This window comes from Roseovarius sp. THAF9 (assembly GCF_009363715.1).
In the GTDB taxonomy this organism is placed as follows: Bacteria; Pseudomonadota; Alphaproteobacteria; order Rhodobacterales; family Rhodobacteraceae; genus Roseovarius.
Map to the genome: position 1 here is coordinate 4,003,247 of NZ_CP045404.1, position 16,841 is coordinate 4,020,087.

Sequence of the window (16,841 nt, forward strand, 5' to 3'; positions counted from 1 at the left end):
CTCTTATACCGATTGAAGGGGAACGGAGCCGGCCATTGCGGCGGTGTACCATATTGGAAAAGAATGTTTTAACGCGATGCGTGTATGGTGGCGGTCGGTCAATCCGGCGGCCTAGAGGGTGTGAGTAGTGAGTTTGTTGCAGTCATATGCCATGCGGCTGCGCCGGAAGCGGCACAGGGTGCGCGCCTTTCGCAAGCATTTCTCGCTCAAGCCCGTGGTGGATCGCACACGAAAGATCCGACCTGGCGACATCCTGTTGTTCAGCACCATGCGCGACGAGTTCGTGCGCCTGCCGTTCTTTTTGCAGTACTACCGCAACCTTGGGGTTTCGCATTTCTTGATCGTGGATAACGACAGCACCGATGGCGGGCGCGAGTTCATGGCCGACCAGGAGGATGTGTCGATCTGGACCACCAAGGCCAGCTACAAGGGGTCGAAATTCGGGGTCGATTGGCTGAACTGGTTGCAGCGCAAATATGGCCACGGGCACTGGACGCTGGTGGTCGACCCCGACGAGCTGTTTATCTATCCGTTCTGCGACACGCGCCCCATCCGGGCGCTGACCGACTGGTTGGATACCAGTCAGGTCAAATCGTTTGGCGCGATGCTGTTGGACATGTATCCCAAGGGCCGCATCGACGACGTGCGATATTTGCCCGGCCAGGACCCGCTGGAGATCGCGGGATGGTTCGACCCCGGCAATTACGTGATCGAGAAGAACCGGCAATACGGTAACCTATGGATACAGGGCGGGCCGCGCAGCAGGGTGTTCTTTGCCGACCGGCCCAAGAAGGCCCCGGCGCTGAACAAGACGCCGCTGGTGCGGTGGGACAAGCGGTACACTTATATCAGCTCGACCCACACGCTTTTACCGCGGGGGCTGAACCTGACCTATGATGAATGGGGCGGGGAAAAGGCCAGCGGGATCCTGCTGCACGCGAAGTTCCTGAATACCTTCACCGCCAAGGCAGAAGAAGAGTTACAGCGCGGCCAGCACTATGCCGGGAGTGTCGAATACAAATCATACGCCGAGAAATTTCAGGACAGTCCCGACCTTTGGTGCAAATGGTCCGAAAAATATATAAACTGGCGGCAATTAGAAATTCTTGGGCTGATGTCCAAGGGAAACTGGGCATGAGGATGGGCAGAGGGTGAGCGTCGGCATCATAATGCTGGTCCACACGGCCTTTGACCGGGCCGAGCAGGTGGCGCGCCATTGGGCCGCCTCGGGCTGTCCCCTGGTCATTCACGCCGACCGGAACGTGCCCAACGCGACCTACCGCAAGTTCATCGACGCGCTGTCGGACCTGGACAGGGTCAAGTTCGCCAGGCGCCATCGCTGCGAGTGGGGGACATGGGGCTTGGTGGCGGCGACTCAGGAAGCGTCGGAGATCATGCTGCAGAGTTTTCCGGACGTGCGGCACGTCTATCTTGCCTCCGGCTCCTGCCTGCCGCTGCGCCCGGTGCAGGAGCTGATCGACTATCTGGAAGAGCGGCCGCAGACCGATTTTATCGAAAGCGCCACGACGGCGGATGTGCCTTGGACGATCGGGGGGCTAGACCACGAGAGGTTCACCCTGCGCTTTCCGTTTTCCTGGCGGCGAAATCGCAAGCTGTTTGACCGCTATGTCGCCCTGCAACGCAAGATCGGCTACAAGCGGCGCATTCCGAACGGGATCGTGCCGCATATGGGCAGCCAGTGGTGGTGCCTCACACGGCAAACCCTGTCGGCGATCCTGACGGACCCCGAGAGGGCGACCTATGATCGCTATTTCAAGCGCGTGTGGATCCCGGACGAGAGTTATTTCCAGACGCTTGCAAGGCTCTATTCCCGCCAGATCGAAAGCCGGTCACTGACGCTTTCGAAGTTCGACTATCAGGGCAAGCCGCATATCTTCTACGACGATCACCTGCAATTGCTACGTCGCTCGGACTGTTTCGTGGCGCGCAAAATCTGGCCGTTTGCCAATCGGCTTTACAATGCGTTCCTGACCGATGCGGCGGGCGCGATGAAGCGCACAGAGCCCAACCCCGGCAAGATCGACCGGATCTTTGCCAAGGCGGTGGAGCGGCGCACGCGCGGGCGGCCCGGCCTGCTGATGCAGAGCCGGTTCCCGGTGGAGGGGCGCGAGAACGGGCTGACTTGTGCGCAGTATTCCGTGTTTGAGGGGTTCAGCGACCTGTTCGAGAATTTCGAGCCCTGGCTGGCCAAGATGACGGGCACGCGGGTGCACGGGCATCTTTTCGCACCGGAGCGGGCAGAGTTTTCCGACGGCCAGACCGTGATGAACGGTGCGCTGAGCGACAGTGCGAAGCTGCGGGATTACAACCCGCAAGCGTTCCTCGCGAGCCTGATTTGGAACACGCGCGGCGAGCGGCAGTGTTTCCAGGTCGGACCGCGCGACCACATCAAGAAGATCGAGTGGTCGCTGGCCAAGGACCAGAACGCGCAGATCTCGGTGATTTCGGGCGCGTGGGCGGTGCCGCTGTTCAAGTCGAACATGAACTTCGCCGATATCCGACAAGAGGCCGCGCTGTTGCAACAGGTCGAGAGCAAGCACCTGGAGGTACTGCGCTCGCAGTGGGGCAAGGCACGGGTGCGGATCTGGACCATGGCGGAATTCATTGAGGCCCCAATGGAGCCTCTTCAGACGATCATCGACGAGATCGGCAAGCAAAGCGTGCATGGCCTGGCCGAAGTCCCCAAAATGGCCGATCTGACCGGGTTCGGGCAGTTCTTGCAGAACCTCAAGAACCAGGGGATGCATCCCTACCTGATGGGCGATTTCCCGGTGGAGCATCGCCTGCACGAGCCGCAGGGGCAGACGCGCAAACCCTACCTGGTGCGGTAAATGGCAAATAATTTCGACTATTTCGTGGTGTTCGCAGAGATGCGTACCGGCTCGAACTTTCTAGAGGCGAACCTGAACGCGTTCCAGAGTTTCGAGTGCTTCGGCGAGGCGTTCAACCCGCATTTCATCGGCTATCCCAACTGCGACGAGATCGCGGGCGTGGCGCAGCATACGCGCGATGCCGACCCGATGCAGCTGATCAAGGCGGTGCGGGACGTGCCGGACAAGATGGGCGGGTTTCGGTATTTCCATGACCACGATCCGCGCATCCTCGACGTGATGCTGGACGATCCGCGCTGCGCCAAGATCATCCTGACGCGTAACCCGGTGGACAGTTATGTCAGCTGGAAGATCGCGCAGGCGACGGGTCAGTGGAAGCTGACCAACGTCAAGCGGCGCAAGGATAGCCAGGTGCGGTTCGACAAGGCGGAGTTCGAGACGCACGTGACCAAGTTGCAGGAGTTCCAGGTCTTCCTGCTGAACCGGCTGCAAGCGTCGGGGCAGGCGGCGTTCTACATCGCCTACGATGACCTACAGAACCTTGACGTTCTGAACGGGCTGGCGAAATTCCTGGGCAGCGACGAACGGCTGGAGGCGCTGGATGCGTCTCTGAAAAAGCAGAATCCCAGCGGGCTGGAAGACAAGGTGTCCAACTTCAAGGATATGGAGCACGCCTTTGCCGGGCTTGATCCGTTCAACCTGACCCGGACGCCGAATTTCGAGCCGCGCCGGGGGCCGGCGGTGCCCGCTTTCGTGACCGGGGCTCATGCCGCGCTGCTTTACATGCCGATCCGGTCGGGGCCGGAGGCGGCGGTGTGCGATTGGCTGGCCGGGTTGGATGGCGTGGCGGTGGACGACCTGCCCACCAAGCTGAATCAGAAGGAGTTGCGCCAATGGAAACGGCGCAAACCGGGGCATCGCGGGTTTACCGTGCTGCGGCATCCGGTGGCACGGGCGCATGCGGCATTCTGCAACAAGATCCTTCAGACCGGGCCGGGGTGCTTCTCGGACATTCGCAAGACGCTCAGAAACTTTCACAAGCTGCCGCTGCCGGGGAAGATGCCGGACGAAGGCTATGACCGCGAGGCGCACAAGCTGGCCTTTGCCGCGTTCCTTGCGTTTCTGAAGGCGAACCTCGCCGGCCAGACCAATATCCGGGTGGATGCGCATTGGGCCACACAGTCGTCCATCATGCAGGGTATGGCACAGTTCAGCCTGCCGGACATCGTGCTGCGCGAGGACGAACTGGCCGAGGCGCTGCCGCGCCTTGCGGCGTCGGTGGGATATGACGCGGCTCCAGCGCCTGCTAGACCAGCGCCAGATCAGCCATTCTCGATTGACGAAATCTATGATGACGAGATCGAGTCGCTGGTCAGCGACATCTACCAGCGGGACTACATGATGTTCGGATTCCGGGCTTACGCCGCCTGAACCGACTGCGATTCCGTAATGATCGTGTGCAGGGTCGCCGGGTCGTCATTTGCGCGCAGCTTGGCGCAGATCGAAGGATCGCGCAGCGTCCGCGAAACAAGCGCCAATGCCTTGAGATGTTCCACGCCGGCATTCTCGGGTGCGAAGAGGGCGAAGGCAAGGTCGACCGGCTGGCGGTCGACCGAGTTGAAATCGATGGGCGTGTCCAGCAGTACGAGCGCACCGACGACAGAGTCGATGCCCTCCAGCCGCGCGTGCGGCAGGGCGACGCCATGCCCCACGCCGGTTGGACCGAGGTTCTCCCGTTCGATCAGGGCGTCCACGACCCTTTGCTGATCGAGACCGTAGACGGACTCAGCGATGCTGCCCAGTTCGTGCAACAGGCGCTTCTTGCTGGACACGGAGGAGTAGACCCGGACCGCGTCAGGCCGCAAAATCTGAGTGAACTGCATTCAGCTATGCTCCATCGGCGGCTTGCGCCGCCTTGCTTGCTCGATCGTCAAGGGTCAATCCATCCGATATTGCCGTCATCGCGGCGATACACGACGTTCAACCCCTCTTTACCTTCATTTCGGAACACGAGCACCGGTGCGCCGGCGAGCTCCATCTGCATGACTGCTTCGCCGACCGACAAAGAGGGAATATGATGTTCCATCTCTGCAACGATAACGGGCTGGAGGCTTTCTGGTTCCGATTCTTCCCCTTCGCTTTCGGAGGCGAGGATATAGGCGGATGCCTGAGAAAGTTCAATAGGTTCCGCCCGCTCTCGGTGATGGTCCTTCAATCGGCGCTTGTACCGGCGCAACTGCTTTTCCAGTTTCTCGCTGCAATCGTCGAAGGCGGCGTAGATTTCATGCGCGTGGGCCTTGGCCGTGGCCGTCATACCCGTGGACAGGTGAATCGTCGCTTCGCAGACGAATTCGCTCGCGCTTTTTGAAAAGAAGACATGCGCGTCCGTGGGTCGTTCGGCATATTTTTCCACAATGGAGGTCAATTCGTTCTCGACATGAGTCTGCAAAGCCTGGCCGACATCGATTTGTTTTCCACTGATTTGATAGCGCATTCAGAACCTCCAAGATGCGGACAGAAATGACCTTACGGGCGATGTTTCGCCCTGACGTGGGTCAAATCTGTGAGGGATAAAATGACGTTTTGTGTGTGCTCGGCCTCGGCCCAAGTGATGGGTCGCACGGTTCGAACAGTGCAAAAACCGAAAGCGTCATACCTCATTTGATCCGCGATATGGGCGTCTTGTCAATGGAGATTGCGTTAACGTCTGGCGTAAGATCACTTAGGATATACGAAAATTTTCGCCGAGGTAGACGCGGCGGACGTTTTCGTTCGACACAACCTCGTCGGGCGTGCCGGACATCAGGACCTGGCCATCATGCAGGATATAGGCGCGGTCCACGATCTCGAGCGTTTCGCGCACGTTGTGATCCGTGATCAGCACGCCGATGCCGCGTTTCTTGAGATCCGCGACCAGGTGGCGGATGTCGCCGACCGAGATCGGGTCAACCCCGGCAAAGGGCTCGTCCAGAAGCAGGTACTTTGGTTGGGCGGCAAGGCAGCGGGCAATTTCTACCCGGCGGCGTTCCCCGCCCGAAAGCGCCAGCGCGGGAGCGCGGCGCAGGTGTTCAATGGAAAATTCGGACAACAGCTCTTCGAGCCGTTTGCGGCGCTTATGGCGGCTATCCGTGGAGATATCGAGGATCGCCATGATGTTGTCCTCGACCGACATGCCGCGGAAGATCGACATTTCCTGCGGCAAGTAGCCTACGCCCAGCTTGGCGCGGCGATACATCGGAAGGCCGGTGACGTCACGGCCATCTATCCGGACATGGCCGCCCTCGGGATAGATCAGGCCGGCAATGGCGTAGAAGGTCGTTGTCTTGCCCGAGCCGTTGGGGCCGAGAAGCGCCACGACCTCGCCCTGGCGCAAGGACAGGCTGACGTCGCGGATGACGACGCGCTTCTTGTAGCTTTTGCGCAGGTTCTCGACGGCGAGGCCGGTGCTTTCGTGGGCGATATGTAGGTCGGGACGGGCCATTTACCGATCGCCGCCCTCTGGTTGCAGGATGGTCTTGACCCGGCCGGTGACGCGAGCAGTGCCGGCGCGCGTGTCGACGAACATCTTGTCGCCAGTCAGTGCGTTGGGACCCTGAATCAGCAGAACGTCGCCCTCCATCTCGATAAGGCCGGTGTCGACGTTGTAATCGGCCTGCGACGCCTCTGCGGCATCCTCGCCACTCACAAGTGTGACGCCGCCCGTGGCCTGAAGCTGTTCAATCCCGCTTTGATCACCCTTGTAGACGACAAGAACGCGCGGCGCCGACAGACGCATTTCACCTTGGCCGATCAGCACGTTACCGGTGAAGACGGCCGTGCCGTCCTGCTGATTCACGTCCAAATTGTCGGCCGTCACCTCGACAGGCAGCGTGCTGTCCTGCGCGGTGTTGCCGAAAGCGATCTGCGCGCCCTGGGCCAGCGCGGGTAGCGGAAGAGATAAAAGGACGAGCGCGATAAATGTGCGAAACGAATGGGTCACTGATCGATATCCTCGGGCGGCTGCGGGGTATATACCAGTTTCACCCCGTCCGTGAAAACCAAATGTGCCTGCCCGGTTTCCTCGTCCCCGGTCAGAACCATCCGCCCCGCTTTAAGGTCGCCTGGAGGGCCGACACCCGAAATCGGGCCGGGAGTTTCGGCATGAAGCACGTCGAGCCTGGCATCGAGACGTTCGGTCGTCACCTTGTAGCCCGTGGTGGTTTCTATGTTCACGTTACCGATCAGCGAGGCGTCGAGATCGGACTGGTCCATGTTGCCGCGATCGGAAGTGACGGTCACGACCGTGCCCGAGACAAGCTGCATCGTCGCGGTGACATCCTCGGCATTGATCAGGCGCGGATTTTCGGGCGACGGACGGGCGGTGTCGGCTGTGACCATGACCTCGTCGCCGCCGCGGGTGACACCGGCGAAGGCGGCGTTGGTCGCGCCCTGGTCCTGGGCGCGCTGTTCAAGGTCAATCTCGGCAATGGGAATGGATTTGGTCGGGTCGATATGGCGCGATATCAGGAACAGGGTCGACAACAGGCCAAGCGCGGTCAACGGCAGGATGATCTTCATCCACGCCACGAGCCGAGAATAGAAATTGTCCGTCGTTGCCATGATCAATGCGCGAAGATATCCGTTTCGGGCCAGCCGGCAAGGTCCAGCCTGGCGCGTGTCGGCAGAAAGTCAAAGCAGCTTTGGGCGAGCTCCGTGCGGCCTTCGCGGGCAAGGCGGGCGTCCAGTTCGGCCCGCAGCTGATGCAGGTAGAGAACGTCGGACGCGGCGTATTCCAGTTGGGCCTCGGTCAGCTTGGGCGCCCCCCAATCCGATGATTGCTGCTGTTTCGAAATGTCGATGCCAAGAAGTTCCTGAAGCAGGTATTTCAGCCCGTGCCGGTCGGTATAGGTGCGGATCAGCTTGCTGGCGATCTTGGTGCAGTACACGGGTGCGGCCAGGGCGCCGAAGGCGTTGAACATCGCGGCGATATCGAAGCGGCCGAAATGGAAGAGTTTCAGGACGTTTTCATCGGTCAGAAGGCGTTCGAGATTGGGCGCGCTGGTCTGGCCCTGTTTGACCTGAAGGATATGCGCATTGCCGTCGCCGCCGGAAAGCTGCACCACGCACAGCCTGTCGCGGTGCGGATTGAGACCCATGGTCTCGCAGTCGATTGCGACGCTTGGCCCGAGGTCGAGGTCGTCAGGAAGATCGGAGTCGTAAAGGTGGTTGGCCATGGTTCGCCCCGTTTGGTTGGAGTGTATATAGGGCGCTGCTGCGCAATGTGAGCCTGCTTAAGCGAAAAGATGCGGACGCTCAACGAAAAGCAGGACCCGAGGTTTGGCCAACTGCCGGTTTCGTGGACATCGAGATAAGGTGTTTTATGAAATTGGATAATTTACATGACGAGAAGGATGTTGAGCCGCGAGTTCAAACAGGAAGCGGTGGAATTGGCAACGAAGCGTGGTGTCAGTGCGGCACAGGCTTCGAGGGATCTTGGAATACATGCTACGGTGCTTCGGAGATGGCTGCGTGCTGCAGAGGCTGGTTGGGGCCAAGCGGGCTAGTCTTTTTGGTTGGCCGAACCAGTGCCGGTGGTTTCACCCAAGCACAAGGACCGCTGCGCCCTTGAGTTCATTCATGATGAAAGGAGCAGCATCATGAAGTACCTCACAATCCAAGGCCTGCAAGCCAAACTAGGCAACAGAAGCCGTTCCAGCCTGTATAGAGACATAGAGGCTGGCCGCCTTCCGAAACCCATCAAATTCAGCGCGCGCGTTTATTGGGCCAAAGCCGATATCGACGCCGCAATTGCGGCACATGCGAAATAAGACCGGTCCAAACCGACGAGAACGCGCTGGGCTGTGGGCTGGACTATATCTTGGCGGATAGGCCCTTCACACATGCCCAGCGCCTTCTTGGATCAAGCATGGAGGCCAACATGACTAGAAAGACCGATTGGGGGGCGCATATTTGAGTGTCGGAAATGTTATGCCCTCGCCTATGCGTGACAACGGGTACTGCGAGAGCTTCAACGCCAGGTTCCGAGACGAATTGCTCAACGGCGAGGTCTTCTACAGCATGCGAGAAGCACAAATCCTGATCGAACAATGGAGGGCACACTACAACACGAAACGCCCGCACAGTGCTCTAGGCTATCGCCCCCCGGCGCCAGAAACCATCGTCCAGATGGACGAGACGCCGGTCATGCACTAACAATCAAACCGGACCACTCAGGTGGGGCTGATCAGCGGGCGCTCAAACCTAACGCTCAAGCTTTGTATCCTTGGATCAAACTTGAATGGAAAGGTGCGAATTACAACAATAATGGGAAGATCCGACTTAGTGTCAGGCAAGCGGCACAGCGCATGGGGGTCAAAAACAACAACACCTCCGCGCGCGCCTTCCAAGAGCTTCAGGCAAAAGGCTTCATCGTGGTCATGGAGCCAGCCTCGCTTGGTGTAGAGGGAAAGGCGAAATCGCCTTGTTTCGAAATTACCGAACTTCCTCTCCCGCACACAGACAAGGCCAAGAGGCAGAAGGCTTTTCGAGCAGTGGACGGAAGGCAATGACTTTCCCGTGCAAAAGGCAGCAACGCACAATCCGAAGGGCCGGAACGGAAAATAACCTGTCCCAAAAAGTGGAACGAACCTGTATCGAAAATCGCTACGTTTGAGCGCAGCCTGTATCGAAAATCGAGACATGCCTAACTATTTCGTAGCGATTTTGCGAACGAAAACGAAGAAATCGTCCTTCGTTCGTAGCACTTTCTGGGACATCCTTAGCTACCATACCAAGCTCAGGAAACGGGACTTCAGAGGTGTATGCGGTAGGCTCATGCTCAGGTGGTTTACCCCAGTGCATCTTCAGCCGATTGCTCTTTCGCAAATCTGGCAACGCGAAATGGAAGGGAGGGGAGCGGAAGTGCGCTGCGGACTTGTCGAATGACCACTTTTTGCTCTGAGCGGTAATTCGGGCCACGAGCAAGGTTGGCTGACCAAGCATTCTAACGCTTGCGTTTCTCAAAATGATATAAGATAACATTGTGATGTTATATGGTATCATTTTGGATGTTGCTCAAGAAACGAGTTGGACGATTGGCGCAACCGGGTTGTCGCGGGCAGGGCTTTTGCCGCCGAGGCTTGTCCGGATGCCGGCACAGAATTCCCTAACCGACTACTACGTGCAGACTAAACCGGAGACCACATGAACGCAGATCCGCAAGCCCGCCTTCCCGTCACCGTGCTGTCAGGGTTTCTCGGCGCCGGGAAGACGACGCTCCTGAACCGTGTCCTCAATAATCGCGACGGGCGGCGCGTCGCCGTCATCGTCAATGACATGTCCGAGGTGAACATCGATGCCGACCTCGTGCGGGCCGACAGCGAGCTGTCGCGTACCGACGAGACCCTGGTCGAGATGTCCAACGGCTGTATCTGCTGCACCCTGCGCGACGACCTGTTGCAGGAGGTGCGCAAGCTGGCCTCCGAACAGCGCTTTGACTATCTGCTGATCGAATCGACCGGCATTTCCGAGCCTCTGCCTGTCGCCGCCACCTTCGAGTTTCGCGATGAGGCGGGCGAGAGCCTGTCGGACGTGTCGCGCCTCGATACCATGGTCACGGTGGTCGACGCGGTGAACCTGCTCAAGGACTATTCCAGCCACGACTTCCTGAGCGACCGTGGCGAGACCATGGGCGAGGAGGACGAGCGCACGCTGGTTCACCTGCTGACCGACCAGATCGAGTTTGCCGATGTGATGATCCTGAACAAGGTCAGTGATGCAGGGCCAGAGCGCACAGATGCCGCGCGCAAGATCATACGGAGCCTGAACGCCGACGCCCGGATCATCGAGGCCGATCATTCGGACGTCTCCGCGGACGCCATCCTCGACACCGGGCTTTTCGATTTCGAGAAGGCGCATGAGCATCCGATGTGGGCCAGGGAGCTTTACGGCTTTGCCGACCACGTCCCCGAGACCGAGGAATACGGCGTTGCGTCCTTCGTCTATCGCGCTCGGCAGCCGTTCGAGCCGGAAAAGATCATGGCGGTGCTGAACGGCGACCTGCCGGGAGTCATCCGGGCCAAGGGGCATTTCTGGATCGCCACGCGGCCCGACTGGGTGGCGGAGTACTCGCTCGCCGGGGCGCTGTCCTCGGTCACGCCGCTGGGCCAATGGTGGGCCACGGTGCCCAAGGAGCGGCATCCTGACCACGTCGGCGCGCAGGAATACCTGAGGGCGCACTGGCAAGAGCCATGGGGCGACCGCCGGCAGGAGATCGTGTTCATCGGGGCAGGCATTGACTGGCCGGCGCTGAAAGCGCGGCTGGACGCGGCGCTGGTGCCCGAAAGCGCGGCACCGGGACCGGACAGCCTGCCGAATCTGCCCGATTCGTTCCCCGCGTGGCGGCGGGCATCATGACCCTGCATCCGATTGTTCCCAAAGGCGCCGGGTCTGGCGTTCTGAGCGTCAATGGGCCTGAGGACATGGGCGCGATCAGGCTGCCGGGTGTAGGCGGCGTGATCTGCCAGCGCCAGCTTGCCGAACCCGTGCTGCACTGGCTAAAGACTTTACCGCCCGACGTGCTGCCCGCGGCCCGCGTCATCGTGCGACCGGGCGAGATTGCCTCGGCCGTCACCCTGGCCTGCGAAGAGGCTGGATTGCCCGACGCGCCCGAGCGCCGGATCCTCATCGACGATATCGCGGTGTTGGCGACCACCCTTGGCAAGATCACGCGTGCCAAGTGGCTGAGGCTGCGGTTGGACGTGGTGACGACCAATGCCTGCCGCCGGTTCCACATCGACAGGGTCACGGCCCGGCTCGTGTGCACCTATCGTGGTACTGGCACGCAATACGGCGTGGCGCGCGACGATGCACCGAAAGTCGTTCACACGGTGCCGACCGGATCGCCCTTCGTCATGCGCGGCACGCTCTGGCCGGCGCAACCCGATCCGCACCTGCTGCACCGCTCTCCGCCGATAGAGGGCACGGGCGAAACGCGCCTGATGCTGGCGCTCGATCCGGTCACGGACCCGGACGCCGAGACATGAGTCGCAACATCGCCACCAGCCTGCGCCGCCGCCGGCGCAACGACCCGATGCGCGATTTCGACGCTCTGCCACAACTCTTGCGCAACTGGATGCACCACGCGGCGCTGGCGTGGTCGCCTGCCTCGTGCCGCCGCATCTGGCAAAAGGCCCGCGCCGAAGGGGAGGCAACCGACGCCATCCTGGCCCGGCTTGATCGGGCCGAGCGGATCACGCTGGCCCGCGACAGGCTGACCTGTCCGGCCAACACCATAGAGACATGAAAAGACGAAAGGACCGAAGACCATGAAACGCACCCTGTCCCTGATCGCCGCGGCACTGCTTGCGGCGATGGCGCCCGCGCTGGCGGATGACACGCTCGATGTTGTGGCCCAGTTCGAGATCCAGTCACCGGAACCCTCGACCTCAGGCTATATCTTCACCCGCATGGGCGTGGCCGAGACGCTGACAAATGCCGACCCCGAGGGCCAGTTGACGCCCGGACTGGCGACCGACTGGAGCACGTCGGACAACGGGCTGACCTGGACCTTCAAGTTGCGCGAAGGCGTGATGTTCCACGATGGCACGGATCTGGCACCGGAAGCCGTGGTCAATGCCCTGACAATCGCACAGGGCAAGCCCGGACCGCTCTCCTCCACGCCGGTCGAGGCAATCGAGGCGGATGACGGTGCCGTGATCCTCACGCTGTCAGAGCCCTTCGCCGCGCTTCCGGCGTATCTCGCGCATTACAGCGCGCAGATCCTGGCGCCGGATGCCTACGGCCCGGATGGCGCAGGTGTCGAGATCATCGGCACCGGCCCCTACAAGGTGACCGAGCTTGCCCCGCCGCTCAGCCTGAAGGCCGAAAGCTTTGCCGACTACTGGGGCCTTGCGCCCAATGTGCCCAATGTCAGCTATGCCGCTGTCAGCCGGGTCGAGACCCGCGCGCTGATGGCCGAATCCGGCAAGGCAGATTTCGTCTTCGGGCTGGACCCGGCCTCGGTCGCGCGGCTGGATGCGACCGATGCTGCGACCGTCTATTCTGTCGCCATCCCGCGCACCTTGCTGATGAAGGTCAATGCCGGGCATCCTTTTCTGACGGAGCCCGAAGCCCGGCAGGCCCTGTCGCTGGCCATCGACCGCGAGGGCATCGCCAAGGCCGTTCTGCGTTATCCCGAAGGCGCCACGCAGCTGTTCCCGCCGGCGGTGGGAGAATGGCATGACGAAACGCTCGACCCGCTGGCCTACGATCCCGAGACGGCCAAGGCATTGCTGGCCGATCTCGGCTGGGACGCGGGCGATGACGGCATACTGACCCGCGAAGGTGAGCGGTTTGCCCTGACGCTCACCACCTATCCCGACCGGCCCGAATTGCCGCTGGTCGCCTCGGTGCTGGAACAGCAATTCCGGGCCATCGGGGTGGAGTTGAGCATCAACACGACCAACTCCAGCGAGATCAGTTCTGGACACGCAGACGGCTCGCTCGATCTTGGCTTGATTGCGAGGAACTTCGGCCTGATCCCCAACCCGGTGGGGACCGTGCTGTCGGATTACGCGCCGACCGGCGACTGGGGGGCGATGGGCTGGCAGAACGGCGAGATCGTGGAACTGGCACGTAGTGTCGGTCGCGGTGACGGCGACGAGGATGCGCGGGCACGGATCGCCGAGATCCTGCAAACCGAGCTGCCGATTATCCCGATCGCCTGGTACCGCCAGACGCTGGCCGTCGCCGCCGGTGTCGAAGGCACGGTCATCGATCCGTGGGAGCGGACATTCGGATTGCAGGACCTGAAGCTGGCACAATGAAGACACTGATCACACGCGGTATACAGGCGGTGATGGTGGCGGTCCTGATCGGGGCCGCCACATTCGCCATGATGCGCAGCCTGCCGGGAGATGCGGCCTATCGCATTGCCGCTGGGCGCTATGGCTACGACAACGTCAACACCGCCGCCGCCGATGCGGTGCGCGAAGAACTGGGTCTGGGTGGCCCTGCGATGCCCGCCTTCCTCAATTGGCTGGGCGACCTCGCGCGGCTGGATTTCGGCACCTCGCTGGTCACCGGCAATCCCGTCATTGCCGAGATTGGCCACCAGTTGGGGGCCAGCCTGGCGTTGGCGGCGGTAGCGGTGCTGCTGTCGCTGCTGATCGGCCCTCCGCTGGGCATACTGGCGGGCTTGCGCCCGGGCGGCGTGCTGGACCGCGCCCTGCTGATCGTTTCGACAGGACTGAAAGCGGTGCCGCAATTCCTGATGGCGCTGATCCTCATCCTGATCCTGTCGGTTCAGCTGAAACTGTTGCCCGCGGCAGGCCACGGCGAGGCGCGCCACTTCATCCTGCCCGCGCTGGCCCTGGCGCTGGGCCTTGCGGCCGTGAACGCGCGCATTGCGCGGGACGCGATGGCTCGGGTGGGTACCATGCCTTATTACGCCTTCGCGCAATGGAAAGGCCTAACCCGTCGACAAACCCTGATGCGCCACGGGTTGCGCAATGTGTCGGTCCCTTTGCTGACCTATCTCGGACTGCAATTTGTGACGCTGGTTGAGGGTGTCGTGGTGGTCGAGGCAGTGTTCGGCTGGCCCGGGATCGGCCATGCGCTAGTGCACGCGATCTTTTCCCGGGACGTGCCGATGGTGCAGGGCACGGCGTTGGTGCTGGGTCTCAGTTTCGTCGTCATCAATGCGGTCATCGACCTTGTCACGCAACGGATCGATCCGCGGAGGGCGGCATGACCGATGCTGTTATGATCCCGCGCCCCGCGGGACAAGCCGTGCGCTGGGCCGGCGCGACGCTGGTTGCGGCGGTGCTTGCCTTTGCCCTGATTGGCCCGATGATCGTGCCCGGCGACCCTTACGCGCAGTCGCTGATGCAAGCGTTGGGCGCGCCCGACGCCACCGCACCGCTGGGCTATGACCATCTTGGCCGGTCGATCTTTCACCGGCTGGCCCACGCCCTGCGCCTGTCGCCCGTCATCGCCGTTGCCGCGGTGCTGACCGCAGGTGCTGCCGGGCTGGTTCTGGGCACATTGGCGGCGGCGCGGGGTGGCTGGGTCGACCGGATCCTGACAATCCTGGCCGACGCGCTGTTGGCGTTGCCGGGGCTGCTGTTGGTGCTGATCGTACTGGCCATCGTGCCGGGCACCGCGCTGGGGTTCTGGGCCGGGTTGTCGCTGGTCCTGTGGGTCGAGTTCTTCCGCCTGACGCGGGCGGCCACGCGCGACACGCTGGCGTCGCCCGCCGTCGAGGCGTCGCGCTTGCTGGGCTTCGGCACGATCTATGTCTTCCGCACGCATATCTGGCCCGAGATCGCACCAATGATGCTGACCGCCGCCGCCTTCGGCACGGCCACGGCGATCATGGCCATCGCGGCGCTGGGCTTCGTGCATGTGGGGATGCGCGCCCCGACACCGGAATTGGGCCTGATGATGGTCGAGTTTTTGCCCTATTGGCGCGAGGCGCCGCTGGCGCTTCTGTCGCCGGTGGTGGCGACCTTCGTGCTGTTGCTTGGACTGACACTACTGGCCGGGAGCCGCGAGACATGACCCTGTTGCGTGCCGAAAACATCACCGTATCCGATGCCGACACTCCGATCCTGCATCCGGTGTCCCTGCACCTTAGCCCCGGTGAGCCGCTGGTCGTGCTGGGCGAGACGGGATCGGGCAAGAGCCTGCTGGCACAGGCCATCATGGGCACCTTGCCCAAGGACCTTTCGCCGAAAGGGCGCGTGGTTCTGGGCGACCGGTTGCTTGATGCCGCGCGGCCTGTGGGATTCCGCCCGCTCTGGGGACGCGAGATCGCGGTCCTGCCACAGGAGCCATGGCTGTCGCTTGACCCGCTGATGCGGGCGGGCGCGCAGGTAAGCGAGGCGCACCGGCTGGTGCGCGGGCTGGGCGCTGCCGAGGCGCGCGCGCAGGCGCAAGAGGATCTTGCGCGGCTTAGCCTGGATGGCGCCGAGGACCGTTATCCGCACGAACTGTCGGGCGGCATGGCGCAGCGCGTCGCCATCGCTGCGGCGCGGGCGGGCGGTGCGCGCATCGTCATCGCCGACGAGCCGACCAAGGGGCTGGACGCCGCGCGCCGCGACGAGGTGGCAGACCTGCTTCTGGCGGAACTGGCGCAGGGCGGCGGGCTGTTGGTCATCACTCACGATCTGGCACTTGCGCGGCGGATCGGCGGGCGGATCATCATTCTGCGCGAGGGGAAGGTGGTGGAGGCCGGCGTAACGCGGTCCGTGATGGCCGCCCCTGTCAAGGAGTACACCCGCGAATTGATCGCCGCCGATCCCGAGACCTGGGCCGCCCGGCGCAAGCCGCCCGCCGGTGCCGCCATGCTGAGCGCGACCGGTCTTGCGGCAGAGCGCGGCGGCCACCGGCTGTTCTCGGACATTTCCTTCGATCTCTGCGAGGGGCGGATCCTTGGCGTCACCGGGCCGTCGGGCTGTGGCAAGTCCACGCTGGGCGATGTTATTCTGGGTCTCGTGCGGCCCGCCGCCGGGCGGGTGGAACGGGAACCAGGCCTGCCGCCAACCGCCTTTCAGAAGCTCTATCAGGATCCGGTCGCGGCCTTTCCGCGGCACCGGACGCTGGGGCGCACTTTATTCGATGTCGCCTGCCGTCATGGTCAGACTCAAGGCCGGATCGACGCGCTGATGCCGCGCCTCGGCCTCGCGCCCGCGCTGCTGAACCGTAAGCCGGGCGCCGTCTCTGGTGGCGAGCTTCAGCGTCTCGCGCTTCTGCGCCTGCTGCTGGTCCGTCCCAGGTTCATCTTCGCCGACGAGCCCACGTCGCGCCTCGACCCGATCACCCAGAAACAGGTGATCGGCCTTCTGACCGAAACCGCCGAGCGCGAGGGATGCGGGATCATGCTGGTGAGCCACGACGCGGCTCTGGTCGGCGCGACGGCCGATCATGTTCTGTCGCTGGCCGCGCCGCAAAAGCACACGGAATTGAACGCCCCGATCGTTGCAGGGGCGTTGCAATGACCCTCGTCTG

17 protein-coding genes and 2 pseudogenes are annotated in these 16,841 nt (G+C 62.1%); 13 read left to right on the top strand and 6 right to left on the bottom strand.

Features of this window, described 5'->3' with window-relative positions; translation table 11 throughout:
- Positions 1-151: 151 nt before the first annotated feature.
- From FIU86_RS19605 to FIU86_RS19615, 3 genes are read left to right on the top strand one after another with little or no spacing between them, the layout of a single operon-like run.
- Positions 152-1,138, top strand: a complete 987-nt coding sequence (locus FIU86_RS19605; protein WP_152477249.1) for a glycosyltransferase family 2 protein — start codon at positions 152-154, stop codon at positions 1,136-1,138.
- Between the two features lie 13 nt (positions 1,139-1,151).
- Entirely contained in the window at positions 1,152-2,852 is a 1,701-nt protein-coding gene (locus FIU86_RS19610; RefSeq protein ID WP_152476704.1) for a beta-1,6-N-acetylglucosaminyltransferase, read from the top strand.
- Complete coding sequence (locus FIU86_RS19615) at positions 2,853-4,283, top strand: sulfotransferase family 2 domain-containing protein (protein WP_152476706.1); 1,431 nt, start codon at positions 2,853-2,855, stop codon at positions 4,281-4,283.
- Here the strand turns inward: FIU86_RS19615 and FIU86_RS19620 are convergent.
- The 6 genes from FIU86_RS19620 to FIU86_RS19645 all read right to left on the bottom strand — a co-directional run bounded on the left by FIU86_RS19620 (position 4,271) and on the right by FIU86_RS19645 (position 8,065).
- On the bottom strand, positions 4,271-4,735 hold the full coding sequence (locus FIU86_RS19620) for a PTS sugar transporter subunit IIA (RefSeq protein WP_152476708.1): 465 nt from the start codon (positions 4,733-4,735) through the stop codon (positions 4,271-4,273). The genes FIU86_RS19615 and FIU86_RS19620 overlap by 13 nt on opposite strands.
- A 47-nt stretch (positions 4,736-4,782) precedes the next feature.
- Positions 4,783-5,346, bottom strand: coding sequence for a ribosome-associated translation inhibitor RaiA (gene raiA / locus FIU86_RS19625; protein ID WP_103762650.1), 564 nt, complete (start codon positions 5,344-5,346; stop codon positions 4,783-4,785).
- 228 nt (positions 5,347-5,574) lie between these two features.
- Entirely contained in the window at positions 5,575-6,333 is a 759-nt protein-coding gene (gene lptB / locus FIU86_RS19630; protein WP_057795468.1) for an LPS export ABC transporter ATP-binding protein, read from the bottom strand.
- Positions 6,334-6,831 carry a lipopolysaccharide transport periplasmic protein LptA gene (gene lptA / locus FIU86_RS19635; protein ID WP_152476710.1) on the bottom strand — a complete coding sequence of 166 codons (498 nt, stop codon included), beginning with the start codon at positions 6,829-6,831 and terminating at the stop codon, positions 6,334-6,336.
- Positions 6,828-7,451 (bottom strand): LPS export ABC transporter periplasmic protein LptC, encoded by a 624-nt coding sequence (gene lptC / locus FIU86_RS19640; protein ID WP_152476712.1) that lies wholly within the window; start codon positions 7,449-7,451, stop codon positions 6,828-6,830. The genes lptA and lptC overlap by 4 nt, the downstream gene beginning before the upstream one ends.
- Positions 7,452-7,453: 2 nt before the next feature.
- Positions 7,454-8,065: a ribonuclease D gene (locus FIU86_RS19645; protein ID WP_152476714.1), complete on the bottom strand. Its 612-nt coding sequence runs from the start codon at positions 8,063-8,065 to the stop codon at positions 7,454-7,456.
- Between the two features lie 165 nt (positions 8,066-8,230).
- On the opposite strand from FIU86_RS19645, the pseudogene FIU86_RS19650 reads away from it, so the two are divergent.
- The 10 genes and pseudogenes from FIU86_RS19650 to FIU86_RS19700 all read left to right on the top strand — a co-directional run.
- Positions 8,231-8,374, top strand: a pseudogene (locus FIU86_RS19650) (transposase); the annotation flags it as partial.
- A gap of 114 nt (positions 8,375-8,488) precedes the next feature.
- Positions 8,489-8,659 (top strand): AlpA family transcriptional regulator, encoded by a 171-nt coding sequence (locus FIU86_RS19655; RefSeq protein WP_152476716.1) that lies wholly within the window; start codon positions 8,489-8,491, stop codon positions 8,657-8,659.
- A gap of 178 nt (positions 8,660-8,837) precedes the next feature.
- A pseudogene (locus FIU86_RS19660) lies at positions 8,838-9,044 on the top strand (transposase); the annotation flags it as partial.
- 990 nt (positions 9,045-10,034) lie between these two features.
- Positions 10,035-11,246, top strand: coding sequence for a GTP-binding protein (locus FIU86_RS19670; protein WP_152476720.1), 1,212 nt, complete (start codon positions 10,035-10,037; stop codon positions 11,244-11,246).
- Entirely contained in the window at positions 11,243-11,875 is a 633-nt protein-coding gene (locus FIU86_RS19675; RefSeq protein WP_152476722.1) for a DUF1826 domain-containing protein, read from the top strand. Before FIU86_RS19670 ends, FIU86_RS19675 begins: the two co-directional genes overlap by 4 nt.
- The gene (locus tag FIU86_RS19680; RefSeq protein WP_152476724.1) at positions 11,872-12,135 is read left to right on the top strand and encodes a DUF6525 family protein; all 264 of its coding nucleotides are present in this window, start codon (positions 11,872-11,874) and stop codon (positions 12,133-12,135) included. Before FIU86_RS19675 ends, FIU86_RS19680 begins: the two co-directional genes overlap by 4 nt.
- 22 nt (positions 12,136-12,157) lie before the next feature.
- Complete coding sequence (locus FIU86_RS19685) at positions 12,158-13,657, top strand: ABC transporter substrate-binding protein (RefSeq protein WP_152476726.1); 1,500 nt, start codon at positions 12,158-12,160, stop codon at positions 13,655-13,657.
- The gene (locus tag FIU86_RS19690) at positions 13,654-14,583 is read left to right on the top strand and encodes an ABC transporter permease (protein ID WP_152476728.1); all 930 of its coding nucleotides are present in this window, start codon (positions 13,654-13,656) and stop codon (positions 14,581-14,583) included. Before FIU86_RS19685 ends, FIU86_RS19690 begins: the two co-directional genes overlap by 4 nt.
- Positions 14,580-15,392, top strand: coding sequence for an ABC transporter permease (locus FIU86_RS19695; RefSeq protein WP_216647194.1), 813 nt, complete (start codon positions 14,580-14,582; stop codon positions 15,390-15,392). The genes FIU86_RS19690 and FIU86_RS19695 overlap by 4 nt, the downstream gene beginning before the upstream one ends.
- Positions 15,389-16,831: an ABC transporter ATP-binding protein gene (locus tag FIU86_RS19700; RefSeq protein ID WP_152476730.1), complete on the top strand. Its 1,443-nt coding sequence runs from the start codon at positions 15,389-15,391 to the stop codon at positions 16,829-16,831. The genes FIU86_RS19695 and FIU86_RS19700 overlap by 4 nt, the downstream gene beginning before the upstream one ends.
- Positions 16,832-16,841 lie beyond the last annotated feature (10 nt).